The 25189-nt window shown below is 68.9% G+C and carries 20 protein-coding genes and 7 pseudogenes; 18 read left to right on the top strand and 9 right to left on the bottom strand.

From position 1 onward, the window contains the following. Positions 1 to 9: 9 nt before the first annotated feature. Positions 10 to 1069 (bottom strand): annotated as a pseudogene (queG, locus tag FRZ33_RS12295) (tRNA epoxyqueuosine(34) reductase QueG). Between the two features lie 11 nt (positions 1070 to 1080). Between queG and FRZ33_RS17980 the strand changes: the two are divergent. The 8 genes and pseudogenes from FRZ33_RS17980 to FRZ33_RS12265 all read left to right on the top strand — a co-directional run. Next, positions 1081 to 1583 (top strand): annotated as a pseudogene (locus FRZ33_RS17980) (NAD(P)H-hydrate epimerase); the annotation flags it as partial. A gap of 72 nt (positions 1584 to 1655) precedes the next feature. Then, entirely contained in the window at positions 1656 to 2558 is a 903-nt protein-coding gene (locus tag FRZ33_RS17975) for an NAD(P)H-hydrate dehydratase (protein WP_484463048.1), read from the top strand. Beyond that, positions 2555 to 3018, top strand: a pseudogene (tsaE, locus tag FRZ33_RS12285) (tRNA (adenosine(37)-N6)-threonylcarbamoyltransferase complex ATPase subunit type 1 TsaE). Before FRZ33_RS17975 ends, tsaE begins: the two are co-directional and overlap by 4 nt. Positions 3019 to 3126: 108 nt before the next feature. Beyond that, entirely contained in the window at positions 3127 to 3777 is a 651-nt protein-coding gene (locus FRZ33_RS16420) for an AMIN domain-containing protein (RefSeq protein WP_227977857.1), read from the top strand. Beyond that, positions 3663 to 4478 carry an N-acetylmuramoyl-L-alanine amidase gene (locus FRZ33_RS16415; RefSeq protein ID WP_227978343.1) on the top strand — a complete coding sequence of 272 codons (816 nt, stop codon included), beginning with the start codon at positions 3663 to 3665 and terminating at the stop codon, positions 4476 to 4478. Before FRZ33_RS16420 ends, FRZ33_RS16415 begins: the two co-directional genes overlap by 115 nt. Positions 4479 to 4530: 52 nt before the next feature. Then, a pseudogene (gene mutL, locus FRZ33_RS12275) lies at positions 4531 to 6302 on the top strand (DNA mismatch repair endonuclease MutL). After that, positions 6302 to 7267: a DUF1684 domain-containing protein gene (locus FRZ33_RS12270; protein ID WP_227977856.1), complete on the top strand. Its 966-nt coding sequence runs from the start codon at positions 6302 to 6304 to the stop codon at positions 7265 to 7267. Before mutL ends, FRZ33_RS12270 begins: the two are co-directional and overlap by 1 nt. A gap of 23 nt (positions 7268 to 7290) precedes the next feature. Further along, positions 7291 to 8169, top strand: a complete 879-nt coding sequence (locus tag FRZ33_RS12265; RefSeq protein WP_227977855.1) for a TraB/GumN family protein — start codon at positions 7291 to 7293, stop codon at positions 8167 to 8169. Position 8170: 1 nt separating this feature from the next. On the opposite strand, the gene rsxB is transcribed toward FRZ33_RS12265, so the two are convergent. The 3 genes and pseudogenes from rsxB to metG all read right to left on the bottom strand — a co-directional run bounded on the left by rsxB (position 8171) and on the right by metG (position 11432). Next, on the bottom strand, positions 8171 to 8719 hold the full coding sequence (gene rsxB / locus FRZ33_RS12260) for an electron transport complex subunit RsxB (protein WP_146909969.1): 549 nt from the start codon (positions 8717 to 8719) through the stop codon (positions 8171 to 8173). Beyond that, on the bottom strand, positions 8716 to 9303 hold the full coding sequence (gene rsxA / locus FRZ33_RS12255) for an electron transport complex subunit RsxA (RefSeq protein ID WP_343195849.1): 588 nt from the start codon (positions 9301 to 9303) through the stop codon (positions 8716 to 8718). Before rsxA ends, rsxB begins: the two co-directional genes overlap by 4 nt. Before the next feature lie 6 nt (positions 9304 to 9309). Beyond that, positions 9310 to 11432 (bottom strand): annotated as a pseudogene (gene metG, locus FRZ33_RS12250) (methionine--tRNA ligase). Positions 11433 to 11521: 89 nt separating this feature from the next. Here metG and apbC point away from each other — a divergent pair. The 3 genes and pseudogenes from apbC (at position 11522) to dcd (ending at position 13989) form a co-directional block, all read left to right on the top strand. Then, on the top strand, positions 11522 to 12613 hold the full coding sequence (gene apbC / locus FRZ33_RS12245; protein ID WP_146909967.1) for an iron-sulfur cluster carrier protein ApbC: 1092 nt from the start codon (positions 11522 to 11524) through the stop codon (positions 12611 to 12613). Between the two features lie 150 nt (positions 12614 to 12763). Further along, positions 12764 to 13387, top strand: coding sequence for a DUF1287 domain-containing protein (locus FRZ33_RS12240; RefSeq protein WP_227977853.1), 624 nt, complete (start codon positions 12764 to 12766; stop codon positions 13385 to 13387). Between the two features lie 34 nt (positions 13388 to 13421). Then, positions 13422 to 13989, top strand: a pseudogene (gene dcd / locus FRZ33_RS12235) (dCTP deaminase). A gap of 33 nt (positions 13990 to 14022) precedes the next feature. Here the strand turns inward: dcd and FRZ33_RS12230 are convergent. The 3 genes from FRZ33_RS12230 to FRZ33_RS12220 are packed head-to-tail and all read right to left on the bottom strand — an operon-like array spanning position 14023 to position 15408. Next, positions 14023 to 14310 (bottom strand): hypothetical protein, encoded by a 288-nt coding sequence (locus FRZ33_RS12230; protein ID WP_146909965.1) that lies wholly within the window; start codon positions 14308 to 14310, stop codon positions 14023 to 14025. Positions 14311 to 14318: 8 nt separating this feature from the next. Further along, complete coding sequence (locus tag FRZ33_RS12225) at positions 14319 to 14744, bottom strand: HIT domain-containing protein (protein WP_146909964.1); 426 nt, start codon at positions 14742 to 14744, stop codon at positions 14319 to 14321. 1 nt (position 14745) lies between these two features. After that, on the bottom strand, positions 14746 to 15408 hold the full coding sequence (locus FRZ33_RS12220; protein WP_146909962.1) for a dienelactone hydrolase family protein: 663 nt from the start codon (positions 15406 to 15408) through the stop codon (positions 14746 to 14748). 94 nt (positions 15409 to 15502) lie between these two features. Here FRZ33_RS12220 and rimO point away from each other — a divergent pair, with 94 nt between their 5' ends. The 3 genes and pseudogenes from rimO to FRZ33_RS12205 all read left to right on the top strand — a co-directional run bounded on the left by rimO (position 15503) and on the right by FRZ33_RS12205 (position 19484). After that, on the top strand, positions 15503 to 16837 hold the full coding sequence (gene rimO / locus FRZ33_RS12215) for a 30S ribosomal protein S12 methylthiotransferase RimO (protein WP_146909960.1): 1335 nt from the start codon (positions 15503 to 15505) through the stop codon (positions 16835 to 16837). Positions 16838 to 16896: 59 nt separating this feature from the next. Beyond that, positions 16897 to 17556 carry a hypothetical protein gene (locus FRZ33_RS12210; RefSeq protein WP_146909958.1) on the top strand — a complete coding sequence of 220 codons (660 nt, stop codon included), beginning with the start codon at positions 16897 to 16899 and terminating at the stop codon, positions 17554 to 17556. A 52-nt stretch (positions 17557 to 17608) separates the two neighbouring features. Next, positions 17609 to 19484 (top strand): annotated as a pseudogene (locus FRZ33_RS12205) (ABC transporter ATP-binding protein). Here FRZ33_RS12205 and greB read toward each other — a convergent pair. Further along, a complete protein-coding gene (gene greB / locus FRZ33_RS12200) occupies positions 19485 to 19985 on the bottom strand; it encodes a transcription elongation factor GreB (protein WP_146909956.1) in 501 nt (166 codons plus the stop codon). A gap of 139 nt (positions 19986 to 20124) precedes the next feature. Between greB and FRZ33_RS12195 the strand changes: the two genes are divergently transcribed. The 4 genes from FRZ33_RS12195 (at position 20125) to FRZ33_RS17050 (ending at position 23162) form a co-directional block, all read left to right on the top strand. After that, positions 20125 to 20802, top strand: a complete 678-nt coding sequence (locus FRZ33_RS12195; RefSeq protein ID WP_146909955.1) for a VIT1/CCC1 transporter family protein — start codon at positions 20125 to 20127, stop codon at positions 20800 to 20802. Between the two features lie 86 nt (positions 20803 to 20888). After that, on the top strand, positions 20889 to 21440 hold the full coding sequence (locus tag FRZ33_RS12190; protein WP_146909953.1) for a LemA family protein: 552 nt from the start codon (positions 20889 to 20891) through the stop codon (positions 21438 to 21440). After that, entirely contained in the window at positions 21437 to 22744 is a 1308-nt protein-coding gene (locus FRZ33_RS12185; RefSeq protein WP_146909951.1) for a DUF2207 domain-containing protein, read from the top strand. The genes FRZ33_RS12190 and FRZ33_RS12185 overlap by 4 nt, the downstream gene beginning before the upstream one ends. Beyond that, positions 22626 to 23162, top strand: a complete 537-nt coding sequence (locus tag FRZ33_RS17050) for a DUF2207 family protein (protein ID WP_146909949.1) — start codon at positions 22626 to 22628, stop codon at positions 23160 to 23162. The genes FRZ33_RS12185 and FRZ33_RS17050 overlap by 119 nt, the downstream gene beginning before the upstream one ends. On the opposite strand, the gene FRZ33_RS12175 is transcribed toward FRZ33_RS17050, so the two are convergent. Beyond that, positions 23163 to 24659 carry a helicase HerA-like domain-containing protein gene (locus FRZ33_RS12175; protein ID WP_146909948.1) on the bottom strand — a complete coding sequence of 499 codons (1497 nt, stop codon included), beginning with the start codon at positions 24657 to 24659 and terminating at the stop codon, positions 23163 to 23165. Positions 24660 to 25189: the final 530 nt, after the last annotated feature.

Below are 25189 nucleotides of genomic sequence, written 5' to 3'. Positions count from 1 at the left end.
ACGCCGGGATCAATGCGCGTGGCGGGCCAGCGCCCAGGCCACGTGCTCGCGCACCAGCGCGCTGGGATGGTCACGGCGCGAAGCCAGCGCTTGCAGCACCTGCGGCGTGCCGGCGGCATTGCCCAGGCCACGGCGATATTGCGCAGCCAGCCTTCGTAGCCGGTGCGGCGGATCGCCGAGCCTTCCGTGTTGCGCAGGAATTCCTCTTCGCTCCATGCGAACAGCTCGACCAGGCTGGCCTGGTCCAGCCCGTGCCGGACCCGGAAATCGGACTCGTCGCTGCGCACGGCGAACTTGTTCCAGGGGCAGGCCAACTGGCAGTCGTCGCAGCCGAACACGCGGTTGCCGACCAGCGGCCGCAGTTCCTCGGGAATCGATTCCCTGAGTTCGATCGTCAGGTAGCTGATGCAGCGGCGCGCATCCACGCGGTAGGGCGCGACGATGGCGCCGGTCGGGCACACCTGGATGCAGCGCGTGCAGGTGCCGCAGTGCGCGCTGGCCGGCGTATCCACCGGCAGCGGCAGGTCGGTGTAGATCTCGCCCAGGAAAAACCAGCTGCCGGCGTCCTTGTTGATCAGGCAGCTGTGCTTGCCGATCCAGCCCAAGCCGGCGTCGCGCGCCAGTGCACGCTCCAGCACCGGCGCCGAATCCACGAAAGCGCGATAGCCGAACGGACCGATGTCGGCGGCGATCCGGTCGGCGAGTTTCTGCAGCCGGTTGCGCATCACCTTGTGGTAGTCGCGTCCCAACGCGTAGCGGGCGACGTAGGCGCGTTCGCCGTCTTCCAGCGTCGCCCAGGCCGCGGCATCGTCGCCGGTGCCGTAGTCCATGCGCACCGAAATCACGCGCAGGGTGCCCGGCACCAGCTGATCGGGCCGCGTGCGTTTGTCGCCGTGGCGGGCCATGTAGTCCATGTCGCCGTGCTGGCCCCTGGCCAGCCAGTCGCGCAGGTGCGCCTCGTCCTCGCCCAGGCTATGCCGGCCACGCCGGTCTGCTGGAAGCCCAGTTCCCGGCTCCAGCGTTTGATGCGTTCGGTCAGGGCGGCGAGGTCGTGCACGGGGGCAAGTATAGAATCCCGCCATGAGCGAACTGCTGCCGCTGTACCGCCCGGCCCAGGTGCGGGCCATGGACGACCACGCCATCGAGGTGCTGGAGCTGTCCGGCTACGAGCTGATGACGCGGGCCGCCTCCGCCGCCTGGCGCCTGGTGCAGCAGCGCTGGCCGGCGGTGCGCCGCATCGGCATCGCCTGCGGTCCGGGCAACAATGGCGGCGACGGATACGTGCTGGCGCGGCTGGCGCATGCGGCCGGCTGCAGCGTGCACGTGGTGACGCCGCCGGGCGCCACGCCCCGCAGTCCCGAAGCGCGACAGGCCCTGGCCGATTGGCGCGCGGCCGGGGTGCCGTGGCCAGCTTCGACGGCCTGCTGCCCGAAGCCGGGCTCTGGGTGGACGCGCTCTACGGCACGGGCCTGGCGCGGGCGCCGTCGGAGGCGTCGCGGGCGATGATCGAACGCATCAATGCCAGCCGCGTGCCGGTGCTGTCGCTGGACGTGCCCTCGGGCCTGGATGCCGACACCGGCCACGCCGCGGGCGTTGCCGTGCGCGCCGACGTCACGCTCAGCTTCATTGCGGCCAAACGCGGCCTCTACACCGGCATGGCCCGCGACTTCGACGGTGAGGTCCTGCTGGATCGCCTCGACCTGAAGTTCGGCGTCTTCGACGAGTTCGTGCCGGCGGCCTGGTTGTGCCGCCCGGACGGCCTGGCCCGCTGGCTGACGCCCAGGCATGCGAACGCACACAAGGGCGAACACGGCCATGTCCTGTGCATCGGCGGTGAAGTGGGCATGGGCGGGGCGGTGCGCCTGTGCGCGGAGGGTGCGTTGCGCACGGGGGTCGGCCTGGCCAGCGTGGCCACGCGCAGCGCCGGTGTCGCGGCCCTGGTCGCGGCGCGCCCGGAAGCGATGACGCACGCGGTCGAAAGCGTGGAGGCGTTACTGCCACTGCTGGAGCGCGCCACGGTGCTGGCGGTCGGGCCCGGGCTGGGGCAGGGGGCGTGGGGCCGCAGTCTCTATCGCGCCGCGCTGGCGGCGGACAAGCCGCTGGTGCTGGACGCCGATGCACTCAATCTGCTCGCCGAGGAACCGCACGCCGTGCCTGGTGCGGTGATCACGCCGCATCCGGGCGAGGCCGGGCGCCTGCTGGGCAAGGACAAGCGTGAGGTGCAGGCCGACCGTTTCGGTGCTGCCGAGGCGTTGGCGCAGAAGTTCCGTTGCGTGGTGGTGCTCAAGGGCGCCGGCACGATCGTCGCCGCGCCCGGTGAAATCCCGGCGGTGATCGCCGCCGGAAATCCCGGCATGGCCACGGGCGGCATGGGCGACGTGCTGTCGGGCGTGATCGCGGCGCTGCAGGCGCAGCACTTGCCGGTGTTCCAGGCCGCGGTGGCCGGTGCGCTGCTGCATGCGGCGGCCGGGGATGCCGCCGCCCGCATCGGCGGCGAACGCGGCCTGCTGCCTTCCGATCTGTTTCCCCACCTGCGCCGCATGGCCAATCCCGAATGAACCCCGACCGCCTGCTGCCCGACCCGGACGCCACCGAAGCCCTGGCCACCGCCCTGGCGCGGACGCAGCCGGAGCGCGCCGTGGTCTGGAAGGCGAGCTCGGCGCCGGGAAATCCACCCTGGCCCGCGCCTGGTTGCGCGCGCTGGGCGTAACGGGGGCGATCAAGAGCCCGACCTACACCCTGATCGAGCGTTATCCGGTCCCCGGCGGGGAAGCCGCGCACCTGGACCTGTACCGCCTGGCGGGCGCCGCCGAACTGGACTTCCTGGGCCTGGACGACCTGGCGGCCGACGCCACCCTGTGGCTGGTGGAATGGCCTGAGCGTGGGGCCGGCAGCCTGCCGGCCCCGGACCTGCGGCTGCAGCTGGCGACCGAGGGGGCAGGGCGCCGTGCCCGCCTCCAGGCGGGGACCGGGGCCGGCCGGGCCTGGCTGGACAGGCTCGGCCGGGGCCCGGAATGACAGCTTCTCCGGGCGTCTTCTGAACCGAATCCGAGGAAGGTTTGGCAGGTCCCGGATTCCAAAGGAAATTTCTTGCTTTTGCCGTGGCCCGGTGGTTCAATCCCGCCCATGCGCCGGAATCTTGCCCTGCTGCTGATCGTTTCGACCCTGCTGGGTCTGGCCGCGTCCGGCGCCCAGGCGGCCCAGCTCAAGGGCGTGACCCTGGTCGAAGGCGAGACCGGCACCCGGGCGGTGCTCGAGCTCACCGATACCGCCGACTACAAGCTTTTCACCCTATCCAATCCCGATCGCCTGGTGCTGGATCTTTCCGGCAGCTCGCTGGCGGGCGGTTACAAGGCGCCGGCGCCGAACGGCGTGGTCGCCGGCGTGCGCACCGGCAAGCCGGCCGACAACCAGTTGCGCGTCGTGCTCGACCTGGGCCGAGAGGTGAAGCCGCGCAGCCGCATCGAGCGCCATGGCAACAGCGCGCGCCTGGTGCTTGAACTGTTCACCGACACCGACACGGTCGCCGGCAAGCCGGCGCCGGCGCGCACCGTGCAGGACGTCATCGGCACCGGCCAGCGCAAGCTGATCATCGCCATCGACGCCGGCCACGGCGGCAGGACCCGGGCGCGATCGGCCCGACCGGCAAGTACGAAAAGAACATCACGCTGGCCGCGGCGCGCGAACTCGCCGCGCAGATCAACGCCGACCCGGGCATGCAGGCCTTCCTGGTGCGCGACCGCGACGTGTTCATCCCGCTGGACCAGCGCTACATGATCGCCCGCGAAGCGCAGGCCGACCTGTTCATTTCCCTGCACGCCGATGCCGCCCACAACCGCGCCGCCAGCGGCGCGTCGGTGTACGTGCTGTCGCTGCGCGGTGCTTCCTCGGAAGCGGCGCGCTGGCTGGCCGACCAGGAAAACGCGGCCGACCTGGTCGGCGGCGTCGAACTCGATGCCCGCGACAAGAACCTCGCCGCTGTGCTGCTGGATCTTTCACAGAACGCCACGATGCGCGTATCCGACGACGTCGCCAGCGAAGTGCTGGCCGCACTCAAGCAGGTCGGCAAGGCGCACAAGCCGCAGATCGAACGCGCCAACTTCGTGGTGCTGCGTTCGCCCGACGTGCCCTCGATGCTGGTCGAGGCCGGTTTCATCTCCAACCCGGGCGAAGAGGCCAAGCTCAGCGACCCGGCGTACCGCAGCCGCATGGCCGCGGCCATCGTCAGCGGCGTGCGCGGCTATTTCGCCAACCAGGCGCCTCCGGGCACCTGGTATGCCGCCCACCAGGGCCAGTTCGGCGGCAGCCGCCAGCACGTGGTCAGCCGCGGCGAGACCCTGAGTCTGATCGCGGCCCGCCACGGCGTGCCGATGAACACCATCCGGACCGCCAACAAGCTCAAGGGCGACACCGTGCGCATCGGCGAGCGCCTGACCATCCCGATGGCCGCCACGACCGTCGCCTCGCTTCCCGAGTAAACCGGCCGCCGCTGCTATCATCCGGTCTCGTTGCCCCGAGACCCGCCAGGCCGTGCCGATCCAGCAGCTTCCCGACACCCTCGTCAACCAGATCGCCGCGGGCGAGGTGGTCGAACGCCCGGCCTCGGTGGTCAAGGAACTGGTGGAGAACGCGCTCGACGCCGGCGCCACCCGCGTGGACATCGACCTGGAGGAAGGCGGCATCCGCCTGATCCGGATCCGCGATGACGGTGGCGGCATTCCGGCCGACGAACTGCCGCTGGCGATCTCGCGCCACGCCACCAGCAAGATCGGCTCACTCGACGATCTCGAGGAAGTCGCGACGCTGGGCTTCCGCGGCGAGGCACTGCCTTCGATCGCCTCGGTCAGCCGTTTCGCGCTGAACTCGCGCACGTCGGCGCAGGAACATGGCGTGCGGCTGGAAGTGGAGGGCGGCAAGGTCGCGCCACCGCAGCCGTTCCCGCATCCGGTCGGCACCACGGTGGAAGTGCGCGACCTGTTCTACAACGTACCCGCGCGGCGCAAGTTCCTGCGCGCCGAACGCACCGAGCTGGGCCACATCGAAGAGTGGCTGCGCTCGCTGGCACTGGCGCGTCCGCACGTCGAACTGCGCATCAGCCACAACGGCCGCCTGTCGCGTCACTACAAGCCGGTGCGCGACGGTGCCGAACGCGCGCGGCGCGTGGCCGAGGCGCTTGGCGAGGAGTTCACGGCGCAGTGCCTGCAGATCGAACATGCCGGTGCCGGGCTGCGGCTGCACGGCTGGGTCGGGCTGCCGACCGCGGCGCGCTCCAGTGCCGACCAGCAGTATTTCTACGTCAACGGCCGCGCGGTGCGCGATCGCACTGTCGCGCATGCGGTGCGGCAGGCGTATGCGGACGTGCTGTTCCATGGCCGGCATCCGGCGTTCGTACTGTTCCTGGAATGCGACCCGCGGCAGGTGGACGTGAACGTGCACCCGGCCAAACACGAGGTGCGTTTCCGCGAACAGCGGCTGGTGCACGAGTTCATCTACCGCACGCTGCACGAGGCGCTGGCGTCGACCCGGGCCGGGCTGGCGGCTGGACACGATGTCGGTCTGCCGGTGACCGGGGCTTCTTCGCCGCCGGGCTGGGGCGCTCCGGCCCAGGTGGCCTGGGCCTGCCGGTGCGCGACACCCTGGCCGGCTATGCCGCGCTCTATGGCGGTCCGTCCTCCGGGCCGGCGTCGGCGCCGATACCGGCGGCCAATGAGGCCGAAGCGCCGCCGCTGGGCTATGCGCTGGCACAACTTCACGGCATTTTCGTACTCGCCGAGAACGCCCAGGGCCTCATCCTGGTGGACATGCACGCCGCGCACGAACGCATCACCTACGAACGCCTCAAGGCCGCCCGCGACGGCGAGGGCATCCGCTCGCAGCCGCTGCTGGTGCCGCTGTCGCTGGCGGTGTCCGAGCGCGAGGCCGACCTGGCCGAACAGCATGCCGACACTCTCGCCGGCTACGGCTTCGAGCTGCGTCGCGCCGGCCCGCAGGCCCTGAGCGTGCGCAGCGTACCGACCCTGCTGGCCGACCTCGACCCGAAGGCGCTGGTGCTGGACGTGCTTTCCGACCTGCGCGAGCACGGCAGCAGCCGCAAGCTCGAGGAGGCCCGCAATGAACTCCTGTCCACCCTGGCCTGTCACACCTCGGTGCGCGCCAACCGCCGGCTGAGCCTGCCGGAGATGAACGCACTGTTGCGCGACATGGAATCCACCGAGCGCAGCGGCCAATGCAATCATGGCCGGCCGACCTGGGTGCAGTTGACCAAGGCCGAACTGGACCGCCTGTTCCTGAGGGGACGTTGATGAAGCTGCGAGTGCTGATGATGACGATGACCACGAGCCTGGTGCTGGCCGCCTGCGGCGGCGGTGGACAGGAAGCTGCCCAGGCCGAAGCCGAAGCCCGCGCGGCCAAAGCCGCACGCCTGCAATACGAAGGCGAGATCCTGGCCTGGCGCGACGAGCGCCTTGCGCGCCTGCAGCGCCCCGACGGCTGGCTGTCCCTGGTGGGCATGCACTGGCTGGCGCCAGGCGCCACCTACGTCGGCAGCGCGCAGGACAACGGCACGCGGCTGGCGGTCGGCCCCGCGCAGCTGGGCATGCTCAGCCTGGGCAAGGACGGCTTGGCGACGCTGAAGCTGCACCCCGGCGTCGAGACTGAAGTCACCATCGACGGCCAGGTGCCGGAGGCCGAGGCGCTGGTCACGCTGGTGCCCGATACCCGCGGCACGGCGACGGTGGTCGCCTTCAACAAGGGCGACGCCAGCTTCATCCTGATCGAACGCGCCGGCCGCTACGGGCTGAGGGTGCGCAACGCGTTCGCACGCACCCGCACGGCCTTCCCGGGGCTGGACTATTTCGACATCAATCCGGACATGCGCATCGTCGCCCGGTTCGAGGCGCATCCGCCCGGCCAGACGGTCGAGATCGTCAACGTGCTGGGCATGATCGAGAAATTCGCCAACCCCGGCACGCTGAGCTTCGAGAAGGACGGCAAGTCGTTCCGCATGGAGGCGGTGGACGAAGGCGATGGCCGGCTGTTCTTCACCTTCGCCGACCGCACCAGCGGCCACGAGACCTATGCCGCCTCGCGCATGGTCTATGCCGACCCGGCCGGGTCCGACGGCACCACCGTGCTCGACTTCAACAAGGCCTACAACCCGCCCTGCGCCTTCACGCCGTTCTCGACCTGCCCGATGCCGCTGCCGGAGAACCGGCTGGACCTGCGGGTCGAGGCCGGCGAGAAGAAACCGCGTCCTTTCCCGGAATGATTCCTCCACCCAAGGAACCGAGCATGTCCAAACGCTGGATCGCCGCACTGTTGTCCCTCTCCCTCGCCGGCACGGCATGGGCCGAGCCGCCGCGTCCGCTGCTGTGGAAAGTCAGCGACGGCGACAACTCGATCTACCTGCTCGGTTCCTTCCACCTGCTCAAGCCCGCCGACTACCCGTTGGCGTCCAGCACCGACGCCGCCTTCGATGATGCCGAACAGGTGGTGTTCGAGTTGTCGCCCGCCGAGATGGCAGATCCGGCCGGGCCTGCCCGCATGGCCCAGGCGGCGATGCGCACCGACGGCAGCACGCTGCAGCAGTCCCTGCCGCCCGACGTCTGGAGCAAGCTGGAGGCCTACGCGGCCCGCCGCAGTATTCCTCTGGAAAACTTCCAGCCGATGGAAGCCTGGTTCGTCAGCCTGGTGGTCAGCATCACGGAGATGCAGATGCTGGGGCTGAACCCGGAACTTGGCCTGGACAAACATTTCGCCGACCGCGCCGGCGAGGCCGGCAAACCCACCCGCGGCCTCGAGACCTTCGACCAGCAGATCGCGCTGTTCGACGGCATGAGCGCCGAGGAACAGCGCCAGGCGCTGGAAGACACGCTGGAAGAGGTGGCCGAGATGCAGGGCGAGATCGAACGCATGCACGCGCTGTGGCGTGCGGGCGACGACGAGGCCCTGTTCGAGGAAACCGGCGCGGAGCTCAAGGCCGAATACCCGGCGCTGTACAAGCGCCTGAACCACGACCGCAACCTGGCCTGGTTGCCGCGCCTGCAGGCCATGCTCGATGACGAGGCCGAGGACGAAACCCTGGTCGTGGTCGGTGCCCTGCACCTGCTCGGCGAGGATGGCGTGGTGGAGCTGCTGCGCGACAAGGGCTACAAGGTCGAGCGCCTCTGAATCAGCCCGCGGTCCCGCCCCTTGCCGGGCGGGGCCAGCGGATCTCGCCCGGCCTGGGCACCGGCGGCACCAGCACGATGCAGTCCACCGGGCAGGGCGGCAGGCAGAGTTCGCAGCCGGTGCACAGTTCGGCGATCACCGTGTGCATCAGCTTGGGTCCGCCGACGATGGCGTCCACCGGGCAGGCCTGGATGCACTTGGTGCAGCCGATGCAGTCGTCCTCGACGATCAGCGCCACCACCGGCGGTTTTTCGGTGCCGTTCTGCGGGTTCACCGGCTTCGGTTCGCGGCCCAGCAGCTCCGCGAGTGCCCTGACGCCGGCTTCGCCGCCGGGCGGGCACTGGTCGATGTCGGCTTCGCCGGCGGCGATCGCCTTCGCATAGGGTTTGCAGCCCGGGAAACCGCATTGTCCGCACTGGGTCTGCGGCAGCAGGCGGTCTATGCGTTCCACCATCGGGTCGGACGCGACCCGGAACCGGCGCGCAGCCCAGCCCAGCAGGGCGCCCAGCAGGGCCGCCAGCGCCACCACCACCAGCACCGCGGTGGTCATGTCAGGCCGGCACCAGGCCGGAGAAGCCGAGGAAGGCCAGCGACATCAGGCCCGCGGTCACCCGGGGCGATCGGTGCGCCACGCCAGGCGGCCGGCACGTCGGCGGTTTCCAGCCGCTCGCGCATGGCCGAGAACAGCACCAGCACCAGACCGAAACCCAGTGCCGCGCCGAAGCCGTACAGCACCGACTCGAACAGCGTATGCCGCGCCTGCACGTTCAGCAGGGCCACGCCCAGCACCGCGCAGTTCGTGGTGATCAGCGGCAGGTACAGGCCCAGTACGCGGTACAGGCGCGGGCTCTGCCGGTTCATCACGATCTCGGTGAACTGCACCACGGCGGCGATCACCAGGATGAAACCCAGCGTGCGCAGGTACTCCAGCCCCAGCGGCAGCAGCAGCCAGTGGTGCACCATCCAGGCCAGCGCCGAGGAAAGCGTGAGCACGAAGCCGGTGGCCAGGGCCATGCCGTAGGCGGCGTCGAGCTTGCGCGACACGCCCATGAACGGGCACAGCCCGAGGAACTTCACCAGCACGAAGTTGTTGACGAAGACCGCGCCGACCAGCAGCAGGGCGATTTCGTCCATGCGCGCTTACCGCACCGGCATGCCGGGCAGCGCGCCGGCGTCGGCATCGAGCAGGGCGAGCTCGCCACCGTCGAAACCGGCGGACAGGATCATGCCCTCGCTCAGGCCGAAGCGCATCTTGCGCGGCGCCAGGTTGGCGATGAAGACGACCTTGCGGCCGACCAGCTTCTCCGGCTCGCCGTAACTGCCGCGGATGCCCGAGAAGATCTGGCGCTGGCCGAGTTCGCCGGCGTCGAGCAGGAAACGCAGCAGCTTGTCGGAACCGTCGACGAAGCCGCACTCGAGCACGGTGCCGATGCGCAGGTCGAGCTTCGCGAAATCCTCGATGCCGATGAAAGCTGTGGGAGGGACTTCAGTCCCGACCGTTCCGGCGGCCTTGTTCGGGACTGAAGTCCCTCCCACAGGCTTCGTCGGTTGGGTCAGGGGTTCGGCGGGCTTGAGGTCTTCCTTGCTGGCATCGGTCATGGTTTCGATCTGCTTGGGGTCGATGCGCGTCATCAGCGCTTCGAAGGGGCGATGGTGTGGGCGGTCAGCGGCTGGGCGATGTCGTCCCAGTGCTGCACGGGTGCGCGCAGGAAGGATTCGGCGCGCGCGACGGTGTCGGGCAGTACGGGCTTGAGCGCGGCGGCCAACAGGCGGAACAGGTTCAGGCCCTGCGTGCATACGGCCTGCAACTCGGCGTCGGCGCCTTCCTGCTTGGCGATCACCCAGGGCTTGCGCTCGTCGATGTAGCGGTTGGCCTCATCGGCCAGCGCCATCACCTGGCGCATGGCCTGGCCGAACTCGTCGCGGGAGTAGCTGGTGGCGATCTCATTCACGCCGGTGACGAAACGCGTGTACATCGCCGGGTCCGGCAACGCTGCTGCCAGTTGCCCGTCGAAGCGCTTCGAGATGAAACCCGCGCAACGGCTGGCGATGTTGACGAACTTGCCGACCAGGTCGGAGTTTACGCGCGCGACGAAATCGTCGAGGTTCAGGTCCAGATCCACCACGCCCGCACCGGTCTTCACCGCGAAGTAGTAGCGCAGGTACTCGGGGTTGAGCCCGGCGTCGAGGTAGGTGCGCGCCATCACGAAGGTGCCGCGCGACTTGCTCATCTTCGCGCCGTTCACCGTCAGGTAGCCGTTGACGTGCAGCGCGGTCGGCTCGCGGAAGCCGGCGCCGTGCAGCATCGCCGGCCAGAACAGGCCGTGGAAGTTGATGATGTCCTTGCCGAGGAAGTGGTGCATCTCGGTCTCGCCGGTACGGTTGCGCGCACCGTCGGTGAAGGTGGCGAAATCGGCGCGGCCGCTGTCGCACAGGGCCTTGAACGAGGCCAGGTAACCGATCGGCGCATCCAGCCAGACGTAGAAGAACTTGCCCGGCGCGTCCGGGATCGGGAAGCCGAAATAGGGCGCGTCGCGGCTGATGTCCCAGTCGCGCAGGCCGCCTTCCAGCCACTCGGCCAGCTTGGCCTTCACCGCCGGGTGGGCGACGTCGCCGGCCAGCCAGTCGCGCAGGAACGACTCGAACTTGCCCAGTTCGAAGAAGTAGTGCTCCGAGTCGCGCAGCTCCGGCACCGCACCCGAGACCACCGAGCGCGGGTTCTTCAGGTCGGTCGGCGAATACGCCTTGCCGCAGACCTCGCAGTTGTCGCCGTACTGGTCCGGGCTGCCGCAGTTCGGGCAGTCGCCCTTGATGTAGCGGTCGGGCAGGAACATCTGCCGCTCGGGATCGAACAGCTGCTGGATCGAACGGCGCGCGATCGCATTCACGCCATGCGTGCCGTCGCGCAGCCGGGTGTAGATCAGCGAGGCCAGCTCGCGGTTCTCGTCCGAATGGGTCGAGTGGTAGTGGTCGAAGGCCACGCCGAAGGCCGCGAAGTCGGCCTCGTGGCTGGCCTGCATGCCGCGGATGAAGTCCTCGGGCGACAGGCCGGCCTTTTCCGCGGCCAGCATGATCGGCGTGCCGTGGGCGTCGTCGGCGCAGACGAAATGCACGGTTCCACCGGCGAGGCGGCGCGCGCGCACCCAGATGTCGGCCTGGACGTAGCCCACCAGGTGACCCAGGTGCAGCGGGCCGTTGGCGTAGGGCAGGGCGGTGGTGACGAGGGCGGGGGCCGGCGTCGGGGTCTGTGCGGTCGAAGTCATGGCGCGATTATCGCAGAGCCGACCGGCCGCGGGCGGGCCGAGGCCGATGCGGATACAATTGGCCGGCTTTCTTCCGAGGTTTCCAGCGCATGAGCAACCCCAGCCAGGACAGCGTCCGCGCCTGTCTCTCCGGCATCCACGACCCCCACACCGACACCGATCTGGTCAGCAGCCAGGCCGTGCGGGGCATCGGCGTGGATGGCGACCGTGTCGCCATCGAGATCCAGTTGGGTTACCCCGCGGCCGGCTGGCATGCCGCCCTGGCCGACCGGGTGCGCCTCGCCGTCGAAGCCCTGCCGGGCGTGGCCAAAGCCACGGTGTCGGTGACCTCCCGTGTCTTCGCGCACCGCGTGCAGAAGGACCTGACCCCGCTGCCGGAAGTAAAGAACATCATCGCCGTCGCCTCTGGCAAGGGCGGCGTCGGCAAGTCCACGACGGCGGTGAACCTGGCCCTGGCGCTGCAGGCCGAAGGCGCCACGGTCGGCGTGCTCGACGCCGACATCTACGGCCCGTCCATCCCCAAGATGCTGGGCCTGGAGGGCCGGCCCGACAGCCCGGACGGCAAGTCGATCGAACCCAAGCGCAATCACGGCCTGCAGGCGATGTCGATCGGCCTGCTGATCGGCGAGGACACGCCGATGATCTGGCGCGGCCCGATGGTCACCCAGGCGCTGCAGCAGCTGCTCAACGACACCCGTTGGCAGGGCCTGGATTACCTGGTCATCGACCTGCCGCCGGGCACCGGCGACATCCAGCTCACACTGGCCCAGAGGGTGCCGGTTTCGGGTGCGGTGATCGTCACCACGCCGCAGGACATCGCCACGCTCGATGCGCGCAAGGCCCTGCAGATGTTCGGCAAGGTCGAGGTGCCGGTGCTCGGCATCGTCGAGAACATGGCGGTGCACGTATGCACGAACTGCGGCCACAGCGAGCACGTGTTCGGCGCCGGTGGTGGCGAGAAGATGGCCGCGCAGTACGATGTGCCACTGCTGGGTGCGCTGCCGCTGGACATCCGCATCCGCGAACAGGCCGATTCGGGCGCGCCGACCGTGGCCGCCGACCAGGAATCGCCGCTGTCGCTGGCCTATCGCGACATCGCCCGGCGCACGGCGGCGCGACTTTCGCTGCAGGCGCGCAACAAGGCGATCTCGTTCCCGAACATCGTGATCCAGAACACCTGATGGGCCGCGGCGAGTGCACGCCCCCTCCCGGCCTCCCCCTGTCAGCAGGGGGAGGGGCCAATGCTCCCTCCCCTGTTTGCAGGGAGGGCTGGGGAGGGGTGCTCTTGCTCCTCCCCCTGCTGACAGGGGGAGGCTGGGAGGGGTGAGGCCTTGCGTCGCTGGTTCATGGCGGCCCTGCTGCTCCTGCCCACCCTGGCCCAGGCCCAGCCCCCCGAAATCACCCAGGTCCTCAAGGCCGCCCATGCCCAGGTCGGTGTGACCCGTCACTACGACGGCAGCTACGTGCGCCTGGACTACCCGGGCGGGGACGTGCCGGCCGACCGGGGCGTCTGCACCGACGTCGTGATCCGGGCCTACCGTGCCGCCGGCCTGGACCTGCAGCTGGCGGTGAACGAGGACATGCGCCGGAACTTCGCGGCCTATCCGCAGCTGTGGGGCCTGTCCCGGCCCGACCGCAACATCGACCACCGGCGGGTGCCGAACCTGGAGACCTGGGCCCGCCGGGCCGGCCACGCCCTGCCAGTCACGACCGATCCCGCCGCTTACCGGCCGGGCGACCTGGTCAGCTGGCGCCTGCCCAACGGCTTGCCGCACATCGGGGTGGTTTCGGACCGCCGGACCTTCGACGGCTCGAACCGGCCCCTGATCGTGCACAACATCGGCGCCGGGGCCCGGGTCGAGGACGTGCTGTTCGCCTGGCCGCCGGTCGGCCACTTCCGGATCTTCCGCGACCCGGAGCCGGCGGCATCGCCGCCAGGCCGGGCCAGCCAGTAGAATCGCCGCTTTCGCCCCGGAGCCTCCGCCCCGCATGAGCATCAAGTCCGACAAGTGGATCCGCCGCATGGCCGAAGGCCAGGGCATGATCGAACCCTTCGAGCCCGGCCAGGTCAAGCACGCCGCCGACGGCCACCGCATCGTCAGCTACGGCACCTCCAGCTACGGCTACGACGTGCGCTGCGCACGCGAGTTCAAGATCTTCACCAACATCAACTCGACGATTGTTGATCCGAAGAATTTCGACCCGACCAGCTTCGTGGACGTGGTGTCGGATGTCTGCATCATCCCGCCGAACTCGTTCGCGCTGGCGCGCACGGTCGAATTCTTCCGGATCCCGCGCGACACCCTTATGGTCTGCCTGGGCAAGAGCACCTACGCGCGCTGCGGCATCATCGTCAACGTCACGCCGCTGGAGCCCGAGTGGGAAGGCCACGTGACCCTGGTTCAGCAACACGACGCCGCTGCCGGCCAAGATCTACGCGGGCGAGGGCGTGGCCCAGATGCTGTTCTTCCAGTCCGACGAAGTCTGCGAGACCTCGTACAAGGACCGCGGCGGAAAGTACCAGGGGCAGACCGGGGTCACGCTTCCGAGGACTTGACGCATTCGCGTCAGGTCCTCCCGGCGATCCGCATCAGCCTGCCTTGCGGCGGTAGGTGACGAAAAAGCCCAGCAGGTCGCCGTTTTCGATGTGGTCGGTCACGGACACCGGTTCGAAGCCCCGGTCCGAGAAGGCCTTGTGCGCATCGTTGAGCTCGCTGGCGGCCACGCGCTTGCGCATCCCGAAGGTCACGTCCACGTAGACCGTGTAACCGGCCGAGCCGCTGGTGTAGGCCTCGGCGGCATGTTTGTCGTAGTTGGCGGAAAACGCCGGGGACGAGGCCAGGACCAGACCCAGGACAAGTGTGCGGGGATAACGCATGGGCTACCTCAGGATTCGATCAGCGAATCCATATGCTGGCGCAAGCGCGCCACCAGGGCCAGCCTCGTCGTTTCGTCGTAGCGCAACGCAGCCCCGGAACCCCAGGCCGGCCCGGGCCACGCGGCATCACCTTCCTGCCGCGCCAGCACATGCACGTGCAGCTGGCGCACGATGTTGCCGAGTGCACCGATATTCAGCTTGTGCACCGGGCCGAGGGATCGCAGCAGTTTCCCGGCCAGATTGACCTCGGCCAGCAACAGGCGCTGTGCGCCGCCATCCAGGTCCAGCCATTCGACCGCGCCCGCCAGGCGCGGCACCAGCACCAGCCAGGGGAAACGGGCGTCGTCCATCAGGCGCAGTTGCGACAGCGGGCCGTCGGCGACCAGCACGGAGTCGGCGGCCAGCCGCGGGTCGAGCGCGAAACCTTCGCTCATCTCAGCGCAGGGTCTTCTGGAAGAAACCCAGGGTGCGGGTCATGGCCTGCGCGGCCACGTCGGCGTTGTAGTCGGCGCGCTGGTCGCAGTTGAAGCCGTGGCCGGCGCCGGGCCAGACATGGATTTCGGCCGAGGTCAGGGCTTCGCGGTGCTTTTCGACGTCTTCGGGCGGGATGATCGGGTCGTGTTCGCCGAAATGCAGCATGAGCGGCGCCTTGGGCCGGTCCTTCAGCAGTGGCACGGTACGGCCGCCGTAATAACTGACCGCGGGCAGGCCGAGCCGGGTATTGGTGTAGAAGGCGACGCTGCCACCCCAGCAATAGCCGACGATGCCCACCTTGAATTCCGCCTCGAGGAAGTCGAAGGCGCCGCGCACGCCGTCCAGGGCGCCGTTGAAGCCCAGTTCCTCGACGATCTCGCGGCCGCGGGCGACCCCGGCCTCGTCGTAGCCGAGCTCGGTTCCGGGGTGCACCAGATCGAACAGGGCGGGGGCGATGGTGACGTAGCCGTAGTTGGCGAAGCGGTCCGCGACCTGGCGGATGTGCGAGTTCAGCCCGAAGATCTCCTGCACCACGATCAGCGCGCCCTTGGGCGCGACATGTGGCTTGGCGTGCCAGGCCGAGATGCGCCCGTGGCGGGTGTTGATCGAGATCGTCTGGCCCATGGTCGCTCCCCCAAGCAGTCCGGGGCCTAGCCTACACCGGCTGCGCGAGCCGGGGAGGGCTATAATCCGCGCCCCCGACCCCACGGCCCAGCCCATGTCCGCCAGCCACCCCAAGGTGGGCTTCGTCAGCCTCGGCTGCCCGAAAGCCCTCGTAGACTCCGAACGCATTTTGACCCAGCTTCGGGTCGAGGGCTACGAGATCGTGCCCAGCTACGATGCGGCCGACGTGGTGGTGGTCAATACCTGCGGCTTCATCGACTCGGCCGTGGCCGAGAGCCTGGACGCGATCGGCGAGGCCCTGGCCGAGAACGGCAAGGTCATCGTCACCGGCTGCCTGGGCAAGAAGCCCGAGCAGATCCGCGCCGCCCACCCGGACGTGCTGTCCATCAGCGGCCCGCAGGACTACGGCAGCGTGATGAACGCGGTGCATGCGGCGCTGCCGCCGCGGCACGACCCGTTCGTGGACCTGCTGCCGGACTACGGCCTGAAGCTGACCCCGAAGCACTACGCCTACCTGAAGATTTCCGAGGGCTGCAACCACCGCTGCAGCTTCTGCATCATCCCGTCCATGCGCGGCGACCTTGTGTCGCGCCCGGTGGACGAGGTGCTGCGCGAGGCCGAGAAGCTGGCGCGTGGCGGCGTGCGCGAACTGCTGGTGGTGTCGCAGGACACCAGCGCCTACGGCGTGGACATGAAATACGCCGAGCGCGAATGGCGCGGCAAGGCTTTCCAGACCCGCATGAAGGGCCTGTGCGAGGGCCTGTCCGAGCTGGGCCTGTGGACCCGCCTGCACTACGTCTATCCGTACCCGCACGTGGACGACATCATCCCGCTGATGGCGGAAGGCAAGATCCTTCCCTACCTGGACATCCCGTTCCAGCACGCCAGCCCGCGCATCCTCAAGCTGATGAAGCGGCCGGGCGCGGTGGACAAGACGCTCGAGCGCATCCAGCGCTGGCGGGCGATCTGCCCGGAAATCACCATCCGCAGCACCTTCATCGTCGGTTTCCCGGGCGAGACCGACGAGGAATTCGAGCAGCTGCTGTCGTTCCTGGACATGGCCGAGCTCGACCGCGTCGGCGCCTTCGCCTATTCGCCGGTGGACGGTGCCAAGGCCAACGACCTGCCCGATGCCGTGCCCGAGGAAGTGAAGCAGGAGCGCCTGGCCCGCTTCATGGAACTGCAGGCCCAGATCAGCGCCGAGAAGCTCGAGCGCAAGGTCGGCAGCGTGCAGACCGTGCTGGTGGACGAGATCGACGGCGAGCTGGCGATCGGTCGTTCGAAAGCCGATGCCCCTGGCATCGACGGCCTGGTGCAGATCCAGGACGGTGCCGCCGCGGGCCTGAAACCGGGTGATTTCTGCGAGGTCCGGATCATGGGCAGCGACGAACACGACCTGTTCGGACTGGTGGGCGACGAGGAAGACTGACCGGATTCCCGCGCGCCCGCTCCGGCGCTAGAGTGCCGGCACACGCCCCGGAGTCCGCCATGCGCCGCCTTCCGACAGTCCTGCTGCTGTTGACGTTGTCCCTGGCCGCCACGGCCCAGTCGCCGCCGGACCCCCGGCCGGTGCTGGAGCCCATGACCGACGAGATGCTGGTCAACCAGTTCACCGGACGGGTCGAGGCGCGCATCGACGGCGACCTCAATGGCGACGGCGACCTGGACACCGCCGCGGTGATGCGCGACGACGAAGCGGAAACCCGCCGCCTGGTCGTCGCGCTCGGCTACCGCACCGAGGTCGACTTCGGCCACGAGCCGGTCGGCGAGATGGCGATGGACCCCTATCCGCTGGGCAACGCCTCGCTGTCGGTGAAAAAGGGTGTGCTGGTCGTCGAGGACCTCACCGGCGGCACCAGCGCGGTCTCGAGCACCTACCGCTTCCGCTTCGACAAGGCCGAACACCGCATGCGCCTGATCGGTGACGACGTGACCTATTACAGCCGCACCAACAACCACGACCAGCTGAAGATCAGCAGCAACCGCCTGACCGGCCTGCGCCTGCGCCAGGTCGGGGTCGTGAACGAAGGCGCTGGCGACGAGGCCTACGTCATGCAGCCGGAAACCCGCGAAACGGTGCCGACCACGCCGGTGTGGATGGAAGACGCGCCTTCGCCGGAGGCGACGCTGGGCCTGGGCGGCGAGTAGGTGGACCGGCTGCCGACCCGGAGCATCGGCCCGAGGCCACAGGGAGTCGTCGATGCCCGCGCCTGAAACCATCGGCAAACCCAATCGCGCCGCCCGCCCCAGCGTGCGTGAACGTTGGGACGCGATGCGCAACCTGCGCCCCTTCCTGCGCCAGATCTGGGACACCAGCCCAACGCTGACGCTGGCCACGCTCGGCCTGCGCCTGGTGCGCGCGCTGCTGCCGGTGGTGATGCTGTACGTCGGCAAGCTCATCATCGACGAGGCGCTGCGCCTGGTGTCGCTGGACGCGGGGCTGGCCACGCTGGGCGAGTGGGTGGACAGCGGCCTGCTGGCGCCGCTGTTCTGGCTGCTGGCGCTCGAGTTCGGCCTGGCGGTGTTGTCGGACGTGCTGGGGCGCCTGGTGTCGCTGTTCGACTCACTGCTGTCGGAACTGTTCACCAACGCCACCAGCGTGCGCCTGATGGAGCACGCTGCCACGCTCGACCTGGAGGATTTCGAGGACAGCGAACTGCAGGACCGCCTGGACCGCGCCCGACGCCAGACCATGGGCCGCATGACCCTGATGAGCCAGCTGTTCGGCCAGGCCCAGGACCCTGGTGACCATCGTCAGCTTCGCCGCCGGCTTGATCGTCTACGCGCCCTGGCTGATCGTGCTGCTGGTGGTGGCGCTGGTGCCGGCCTTCCTGAGCGAAGCCCACTTCAACGCGCTCAACTACACGCTCAACTACACCAAGACGCCCGAACGACGCGAGCTGGAATACATCCGCCAGACCGGCGCCAGCGTCGAGACCGCCAAGGAAGTGAAGATCTTCGGCCTGCACGGCTTCCTGATCGGGCGGTTCCGGGAGCTGTCGGAACAGTTCTACCGGGCCAACCGATCGCTGGCGATCCGGCGCGCCGGTTGGGGCAGCCTGCTCACGGCCTTCGGCACGCTGGGGTATTACGTCGCCTACGCCTACATCGCCTGGCGCACGGTGCGCGGCGAGTTCAGCATCGGCGACCTGACTTTCCTTGCCGGCAGCTTCCGGCGCCTGCGCCAGTTGCTGGAAGGCATGCTGGTCGGGTTCTCGCAGGTGGCTGGGCAGGCGCTGTACCTGGACGACCTGTTCTCCTTTTTCGAGATCGAGCCGGAAATCACCTCGCCGTCCGCGCCGCGGCCGTTTCCGGCAGCGATCCGCGAAGGCTTCGTGTTCGAGAATGTCGGCTTCCGCTATCCCGGTGCGGAACGCTGGGCGGTACGGCATCTCACTTTCACGCTCCAGGCGGGCGAGGTGCTGGCCCTGGTGGGCGAGAACGGCGCGGGCAAGACCACCCTGGTCAAACTGCTGGCGAGGCTATACGACCCGGACGAAGGCCGCATCCTGCTGGATGGCCACGACCTGCGCGAGTACGACCTGGACGTGCTGCGCTCCAACATCGGCGTGATCTTCCAGGACTTCGTGCGTTACCACCTGACCGCCGCCGAGAACATCGCGGTTGGCCGCATCGAGGCGCGCAACGACCGCGAGCGCATCGTCGAAGCCGCGCGGCGCAGCCTGGCCGACGAGGTCATCGACAGGTTGCCGAACGGTTACGACCAGGTGATCGGCAAGCGTTTCAAGAGCGGCATGGACCTGTCCGGCGGCGAGTGGCAGAAAGTGGCGATCGCGCGCGCCTACATGCGCGATTCGCAGCTGCTGATCCTGGACGAGCCGACGGCGGCGCTGGATGCGCGTTCGGAATTCGAGGTGTTCCAGCGCTTCAAGGAACTCAGCGCCGGCAAGACCGCGGTGCTGATCTCGCACCGGTTCTCCAGCGTGCGCATGGCCGACCGCATCCTGGTGCTGGAGCAGGGCCAGGTCGAGGCGGTGGGCACGCACGAGGAGCTGCTGGCGCAGCGGGGGCGGTATGCCGAGCTGTTCGAACTGCAGGCCGCGGGTTACCGCTGATCAGTCGTAGCCGATGGCGAGGATGGCGTAGCGCCGCGGCCCGGCGGGCAGGGCGACTTCGAACTCGTCGTCCACGCGTTTTTTCAGCGCCGCCCGCGCCAGCGGCGAATCCACGCTGATGTCGCCGGCCTTGGCGTCGGTTTCATCGGGGCCGACGATGCGGTAACGCGCCGTCTCGCCGCTGTCCGTGTCTTCGATTTCGAAACGCGCGCCGAAGAACACGGCGCCCGGGTCGGAAGGGCGGCCCTCGGCGACCTTGAGGACCTCCAGCCGCTTGCTGAGGTAACGCACACGCCGGTCGATCTCGCCGAGCTGCTTCTTGCGGTAGGTGTATTCGGCGTTTTCGCTGCGGTCGCCTTCGGCCGCGGCGGCGGCCAGCGCCTTCACCACTTCCGGACGGCGCAGGCGCCAGAGCTCGTCAAGCTCGGCGCGAAGGCGTTCGAAGCCGGCACGGGTGATGATCGCGGTCGAATGTTCGGAGGGTGGCCGCCAGCGGGACATCGAATTCCAGGGGGTCGGGGCAGGGGGCGATTCTAGCGGCGACGTGGGTCCCAGGCCCAATGGACAAGCTGGCCGCGGGGGATAGGCTGGGCCGGCATGCCGCGCCCCTGCGCGCAGCCGTCGACAGGAATCGGAGGCCATGGAAAGCAAGGTACGGGAGATCGGCATCTTCGCGAGGAACCTGTCGGACGGCGAGCGCCTCGGCGAACTGCTGTTCGGCCTGATCATGACCCTGACCTTCACCCTGACGGCCGGATTCGTCGTCGGCGACGACCAGGACGCGGTGCGCGAGCTGCTGATCGCCACCATCGGCTGCAACATCGCCTGGGGCATCATCGATGGCGGACTCATGATCATCGGCAATGCCTTCCGGCGCGGCCAGCTCGCGCTTCTGGGCGAAACCCTGCGCAGCAGCGACCGGCCGGAACAGGCGACATCGCTGGTGGCCGCCGAGCTCGGCGACATGGTCGATCCGCTCATCCCGGCCGAACGACGCGAGACTTTCTACCGGGAAATCGCCAACCACGTGCGCAACAAGGCCCCGGAGCGCAGCGGCATGCGTGCCGATGACTGGATCGGGGCGATGGTCATGTTCGTCATGGTGGTCATCAGCAGTCTGCCTGCGGCCTTGCCGTTCGTGTTCATCGACGAACCCTGGATCGCGCTGCGCGTCTCCAATGGTGTACTGCTGGCGATGCTGTTCCTGATCGGCTGGCGCTGGGCCGGTTACACGACGATCAGCCGTTGGCGCGCCGGGTTGACCATGTTCGGATTCGGCGGGCTGCTGGTGGCCGTCGCAATCGCCCTCGGCGGCTGATCCCGCGGCGGCCGGCGTACCAAGGCTGGTCGTGTGGGTCCGCCTGTGCCGATAATCCGGCAACCATCGCCGGTGAGGTGCGGGAAATGACCTGGATCGTGGGAGCCATCGCCTTCGCGTTCGTGCTCTGGGCCGTGCTGGGCTTCAACCGGCTGGTGCGCCTGCGCAACCAGGTCAGGGCCGGCTGGAGCGACATCGACGTGCAGTTGATGCGCCGGCACGACCTGGTGCCGAACCTGGTCGAGGCGGTGCGTGCCTACGCCGGGCATGAGAAGGCGCTGCTGGAGAACGTCACCGCCCTGCGCGCGCAGGCCCTGGCGACGCAGTCGCCGGCGAAGCTGGCCGAAGTCGAGCGGGCGCTGGAGCAGGGCATCGGCCGCCTGATGGTGATCCAGGAGGCCTACCCCGACCTCAAGGCCAGCGAGAACTTCCTGAAGCTGCAGCGTGACCTGGTGGAAGTCGAGGACCACCTGCAGTACGCGCGCCGCTTCTACAACGGTGCCGTGCGCGAGAACAACGACGGCGTCCAGCGATTCCCGGACCTTCTGGTGGCGCGCGTCTTCGGGTTCCGCGACGCCGAGTTCTTCGAGGCCGATGCCGCGGCGGCCGCCGCGCCGTCGCTGGAGCCGGGCCGGTGAGCCGCGCCTGGGGGGTCCTGCTGGCGCTGCTGTGCGCACTGCCCGCCGCGGCGCAGGAGCGCATCCTCGACTACGCCAGCGTGCTGCACATCCAGCCTGACGGCAGCCTGGAAGTCACCGAGACCATACGCGTGCGCGCCGAGGGCCAGCGCATCCGCCGCGGCATCTACCGCGACTTCCCGACCCGCTACGAAGACCGCTACGGCAATCGCGTGGTGGTCGAGTTCGAACTGCTGGGCGTGGAACGCGACGGCCGGCCCGAGCCGCATTTCACCGAGGCCATGCCCAATGGCGTGCGCATCAATACCGGCAACGACGACTTCCTGACCGTTCCCGCCGAATACACGTACACCCTGCGCTACCGCACCACGCGCCAGCTCGGGTACTTCGACGGGTTCGACGAACTGTACTGGAACGTCAACGGCCTGGGCTGGGATTTCGCCATCGAATCGGTGTCGGCGCGGGTGATCCTGCCGGCGGCCGTGCCCGAAGCGCAGCTGCGGCGCGACGCCTACACCGGTCCCAGTGGCGCGCAAGGGAAAGACTTCGAATCAGAAGTGGTCGGGCCGGATGAAGTCCTGTTCCGCAGCACGCGGCCCTTCGGGTCCTACGAGGGCCTGACGATCGCGCTGGGTTTCCCCAAGGGCCTGGTGCCGGAACCTACGCGGGCGCAGCGCTGGGGCTGGTTCTTCCGCGACAACCGTGGCGTGCTGGTGGCGCTGGCGGGCCTGGGCCTCCTGCTCACCTACTACTACCGGACCTGGAACCGGCACGGGCGCGACCCGCAGTCGGGCCCGGTGTTTCCGCGTTACGAACCGCCGGCGGACTTTTCGGCAGGCGAAGTGCGCATGTTGAGGCGGATGGGCTACGACAACCGAGCTTTCGCCGCCGACGTGGTGCAGATGGCTGTACAGGGTGCGCTCGACATCCATGCCGAGGGCAGTGAGTGGCGGCTGGTTCGGCATCCTGGCGCGGACACCCAGGCCCTGACACCCGGCCAGCAGGCGATCGCCGCCAAGCTGTTCGCGGGGTCCGACGAGGTCGTGCTGAAGAACACCGAGGCCGCCCGTGTTGGCGGCGCACGCACGGCGCATGCGGTGGCGCTGACCCGGAAGCTGCAGCCGGCCTGTTTCGTCACCAATTCCGGCACCCCTGGTGCTGGGGGTCGTGCTGTCGGTCATTGCAATGGTCGTCGCGTTCGCCGTTTCTGGGGGCAGCGGCATCCTGGCGATGCTGTTGCTGGGTGCGGCGATGCTGGCGGCCCATATCCTGTTCGGCTGGCTGCTCAAGGCGCCCACGCCTGAAGGCCGCAAGCGCATGGACGAGGTCGAGGGCCTGCGGCAATACCTTTCCGTGGCCGAACGCGACGAGATCGGCGCGATGGCCGCGCCTTCCTCGACTTCGGACGCACCCCCGTCGCTGGATGCGGCCCGCTACGAGCGCTTGCTGCCCTACGCGATGGCGCTGGATGTCGAAGCCAAGTGGAGCGACCGGTTCACGCGCGCGGTGGGAGTGCAGGCCGCCGAGGCCGCGAGGCCCCGGTGGTATCACGGCGGCACCGGCTCGACGCCGATGGGGCTGGCCAGCATGGGCAGTTCGCTGGGCAGCGCGCTGACCCAGCACATCTCGTCTTCGTCCTCGCCGCCCGGCAGTTCTTCGGGCAGCGGTGGCGGCGGGTCCTCCGGCGGTGGTGGTGGCGGAGGCGGCGGCGGCGGTCGCTAGTCAGCGTTTCTTGCCGCCGAGCAGGCTGCCCAGGATGCCGCGCAGGATCTGCCGGCCGATGCCGTTGGCGACGGTGCGGGTGGCGGACTTGGCGGCGGTCTCCACCGCACCCTGGCGGCGTTTGGTACCCCACAGGAATTCGTCGAGTTTCGAGGGCTTCTCGGGCTCGGCCTTCGGTGTTCCGGGACTCGGCGTTTTTGCCGGGGCTTCCGGCGCGGCCGACTGTTCGGCCCGCTGCGCCAGCATCTCGAAGGCCGACTCGCGGTTCACCGCAGTGTCGTACTTGCCGCCGACCGGGCTGCGGCCGCGCACGGCGGCACGTTCCTCGGGCGTGATCGCGCCCATGCGGCAGCGCGGCGGCGCGATCAGGGCGCGTTCGACCGGCATCGGGATGCCCTTGTCCAGCAGCATCGACACCAGCGCCTCGCCGACGCCGAGTTCGCCGATCACCTTGGCGACATCGAGCTTCGGGTTCTGCACGAAGGTCTCGGCGGCGGTGCGCACCGCCTTCTGGTCGCGCGGCGTGTAGGCGCGCAGCGCGTGCTGCACGCGGTTGCCGAGCTGGCCGAGCACGGTATCGGGAATGTCGTCGGGATTCTGCGAGCAGAAGTACACGCCCACGCCCTTGGAGCGGATCAGGCGCACGACCTGTTCGACCCGCTGCTGCAGCGCCGGCGGGCAGTCGTCGAACAGCAGGTGCGCCTCGTCGAAGAAGAACACCAGCTTTGGCACCTCGAGGTCGCCGACTTCCGGCAGGGTTTCGAACAGTTCCGACAGCAGCCACAGCAGGAAGCTCGAATACAGGCGCGGGCGCAGGATCAGCTGGTCGGCCGCCAGCAGGTTGATGACGCCGCGGCCGGACATGTCCTGGCGCATCAGGTCGGCCAGCTGCAGGGCCGGTTCGCCGAAGAACTGCTCGCCGCCGTCCTGTTCCAGGCGCAGCAGCGAACGCTGGATCGCGGCCACGGTCTGCGCGCTGACCAGGCCGTACTCCTGCGAGACGTCCTTGCGGTGTTCGGCGACGAAACCCAGCAGCGCCCGCAGGTCGTCGAGGTCGAGCAGCAGCAGGCCCTTGTCGTCGGCCAGCTTGAAGGCGATGTCCATCACGCCCGACTGGGTGTCGTTGAGTTCGAGCATGCGCGACATCAGCGCCGGACCTACTTCGGAAACGGTGGTGCGCACGGGATGGCCCAGCTTGCCGTAGAGGTCCCAGAACACGACCGGGCTGGCCTCGTTGGTGTAGCCCTCGACGCCGATCTGCTGCACGCGTGCGGCGATCTTCTCGTTCGACACGCCGGCGACGGCCAGTCCGGCAATGTCGCCCTTCACGTCGGCCATGAACACCGGCACGCCCAGCCGCGAGAATCCTTCGGCCATCACCATCAGGGTCACCGACTTGCCGGTGCCGGTGGCACCGGCGACCAGACCGTGGCGGTTGCCGTACTTGCCCAGAAGGCGCGCGGGCTGGTCGCCCTTGCCGATCAGGATGTCGCTCATCAGGGGCCGCTCCGGGGCGTGTGGGGATCTCCGGATTCTAGCGGCTGATCACGGCACCGAAAGCGCCGGCTTGCCCAGTTGCGGGCGCGGCCGCTAGTCTGCCGGCCTGTAGTCTGGATTCCCCGAATGCGCGCCTCGCCCCTCCTGATCCTGATCCTGGCCGCCTCGGCCCTGTCGCCCGGGTTTGCCGATGCCCGGCGTGTTTCAGCCAACACCCAGAAGCTCTACGACGAACTCGAGCAGGCCAGCACCGACTACCGGGCCGGCCTGGCCCAGGTGCGCAAGGGCGAGACCGCCGCCGGCCGGGAAGCCGTGCGCAGCGCCACCGCCCGGCTGTCGACCGCGGCAAGGCGCTGCGAAGACACCCGAGGCTGCGAAGTCGCGCGTTTCGTGGCGGCCTACGACGCCCTGCTGCAGCACGGCACCGACCTGGCCGCCGGCGGCGGCGAGGGCTACGGTGCCGAAGCGGGTGAAGGTTCGGTGGCGGGCGAGGGTGTGCTGGCCTCCATGCCGGCGGCGGGCCGCTCGGT

This window comes from Arenimonas daejeonensis (genome assembly GCF_007993735.1).
GTDB classification, from domain to species: Bacteria; Pseudomonadota; Gammaproteobacteria; order Xanthomonadales; family Xanthomonadaceae; genus Arenimonas; species Arenimonas daejeonensis.
The sequence above is the reverse complement of the archived record's forward strand: the minus strand, read 5'-3'. Positions and strand labels throughout refer to the sequence as shown.

What these genes read in the sequence shown, in the direction of transcription:
- FRZ33_RS17975 (WP_484463048.1), top strand. Translation starts at nt 1,656, where the DNA reads ATGGCCCGCGACTTCGACGGTGAGGTCCTGCTGGATCGCCTCGACCTG.
- FRZ33_RS16420 (WP_227977857.1), top strand. Translation starts at nt 3,127, where the DNA reads ATGCGCCGGAATCTTGCCCTGCTGCTGATCGTTTCGACCCTGCTGGGT.
- FRZ33_RS12270 (WP_227977856.1), top strand. Translation starts at nt 6,302, where the DNA reads ATGAAGCTGCGAGTGCTGATGATGACGATGACCACGAGCCTGGTGCTG.
- FRZ33_RS12265 (WP_227977855.1), top strand. Translation starts at nt 7,291, where the DNA reads ATGTCCAAACGCTGGATCGCCGCACTGTTGTCCCTCTCCCTCGCCGGC.
- rsxB (WP_146909969.1), bottom strand. Translation starts at nt 8,719, where the DNA reads ATGACCACCGCGGTGCTGGTGGTGGTGGCGCTGGCGGCCCTGCTGGGC.
- rsxA (WP_343195849.1), bottom strand. Translation starts at nt 9,303, where the DNA reads ATGGACGAAATCGCCCTGCTGCTGGTCGGCGCGGTCTTCGTCAACAAC.
- apbC (WP_146909967.1), top strand. Translation starts at nt 11,522, where the DNA reads ATGAGCAACCCCAGCCAGGACAGCGTCCGCGCCTGTCTCTCCGGCATC.
- FRZ33_RS12230 (WP_146909965.1), bottom strand. Translation starts at nt 14,310, where the DNA reads ATGCGTTATCCCCGCACACTTGTCCTGGGTCTGGTCCTGGCCTCGTCC.
- FRZ33_RS12225 (WP_146909964.1), bottom strand. Translation starts at nt 14,744, where the DNA reads ATGAGCGAAGGTTTCGCGCTCGACCCGCGGCTGGCCGCCGACTCCGTG.
- FRZ33_RS12220 (WP_146909962.1), bottom strand. Translation starts at nt 15,408, where the DNA reads ATGGGCCAGACGATCTCGATCAACACCCGCCACGGGCGCATCTCGGCC.
- rimO (WP_146909960.1), top strand. Translation starts at nt 15,503, where the DNA reads ATGTCCGCCAGCCACCCCAAGGTGGGCTTCGTCAGCCTCGGCTGCCCG.
- FRZ33_RS12210 (WP_146909958.1), top strand. Translation starts at nt 16,897, where the DNA reads ATGCGCCGCCTTCCGACAGTCCTGCTGCTGTTGACGTTGTCCCTGGCC.
- greB (WP_146909956.1), bottom strand. Translation starts at nt 19,985, where the DNA reads ATGTCCCGCTGGCGGCCACCCTCCGAACATTCGACCGCGATCATCACC.
- FRZ33_RS12195 (WP_146909955.1), top strand. Translation starts at nt 20,125, where the DNA reads ATGGAAAGCAAGGTACGGGAGATCGGCATCTTCGCGAGGAACCTGTCG.
- FRZ33_RS12190 (WP_146909953.1), top strand. Translation starts at nt 20,889, where the DNA reads ATGACCTGGATCGTGGGAGCCATCGCCTTCGCGTTCGTGCTCTGGGCC.
- FRZ33_RS17050 (WP_146909949.1), top strand. Translation starts at nt 22,626, where the DNA reads ATGGTCGTCGCGTTCGCCGTTTCTGGGGGCAGCGGCATCCTGGCGATG.
- FRZ33_RS12175 (WP_146909948.1), bottom strand. Translation starts at nt 24,659, where the DNA reads ATGAGCGACATCCTGATCGGCAAGGGCGACCAGCCCGCGCGCCTTCTG.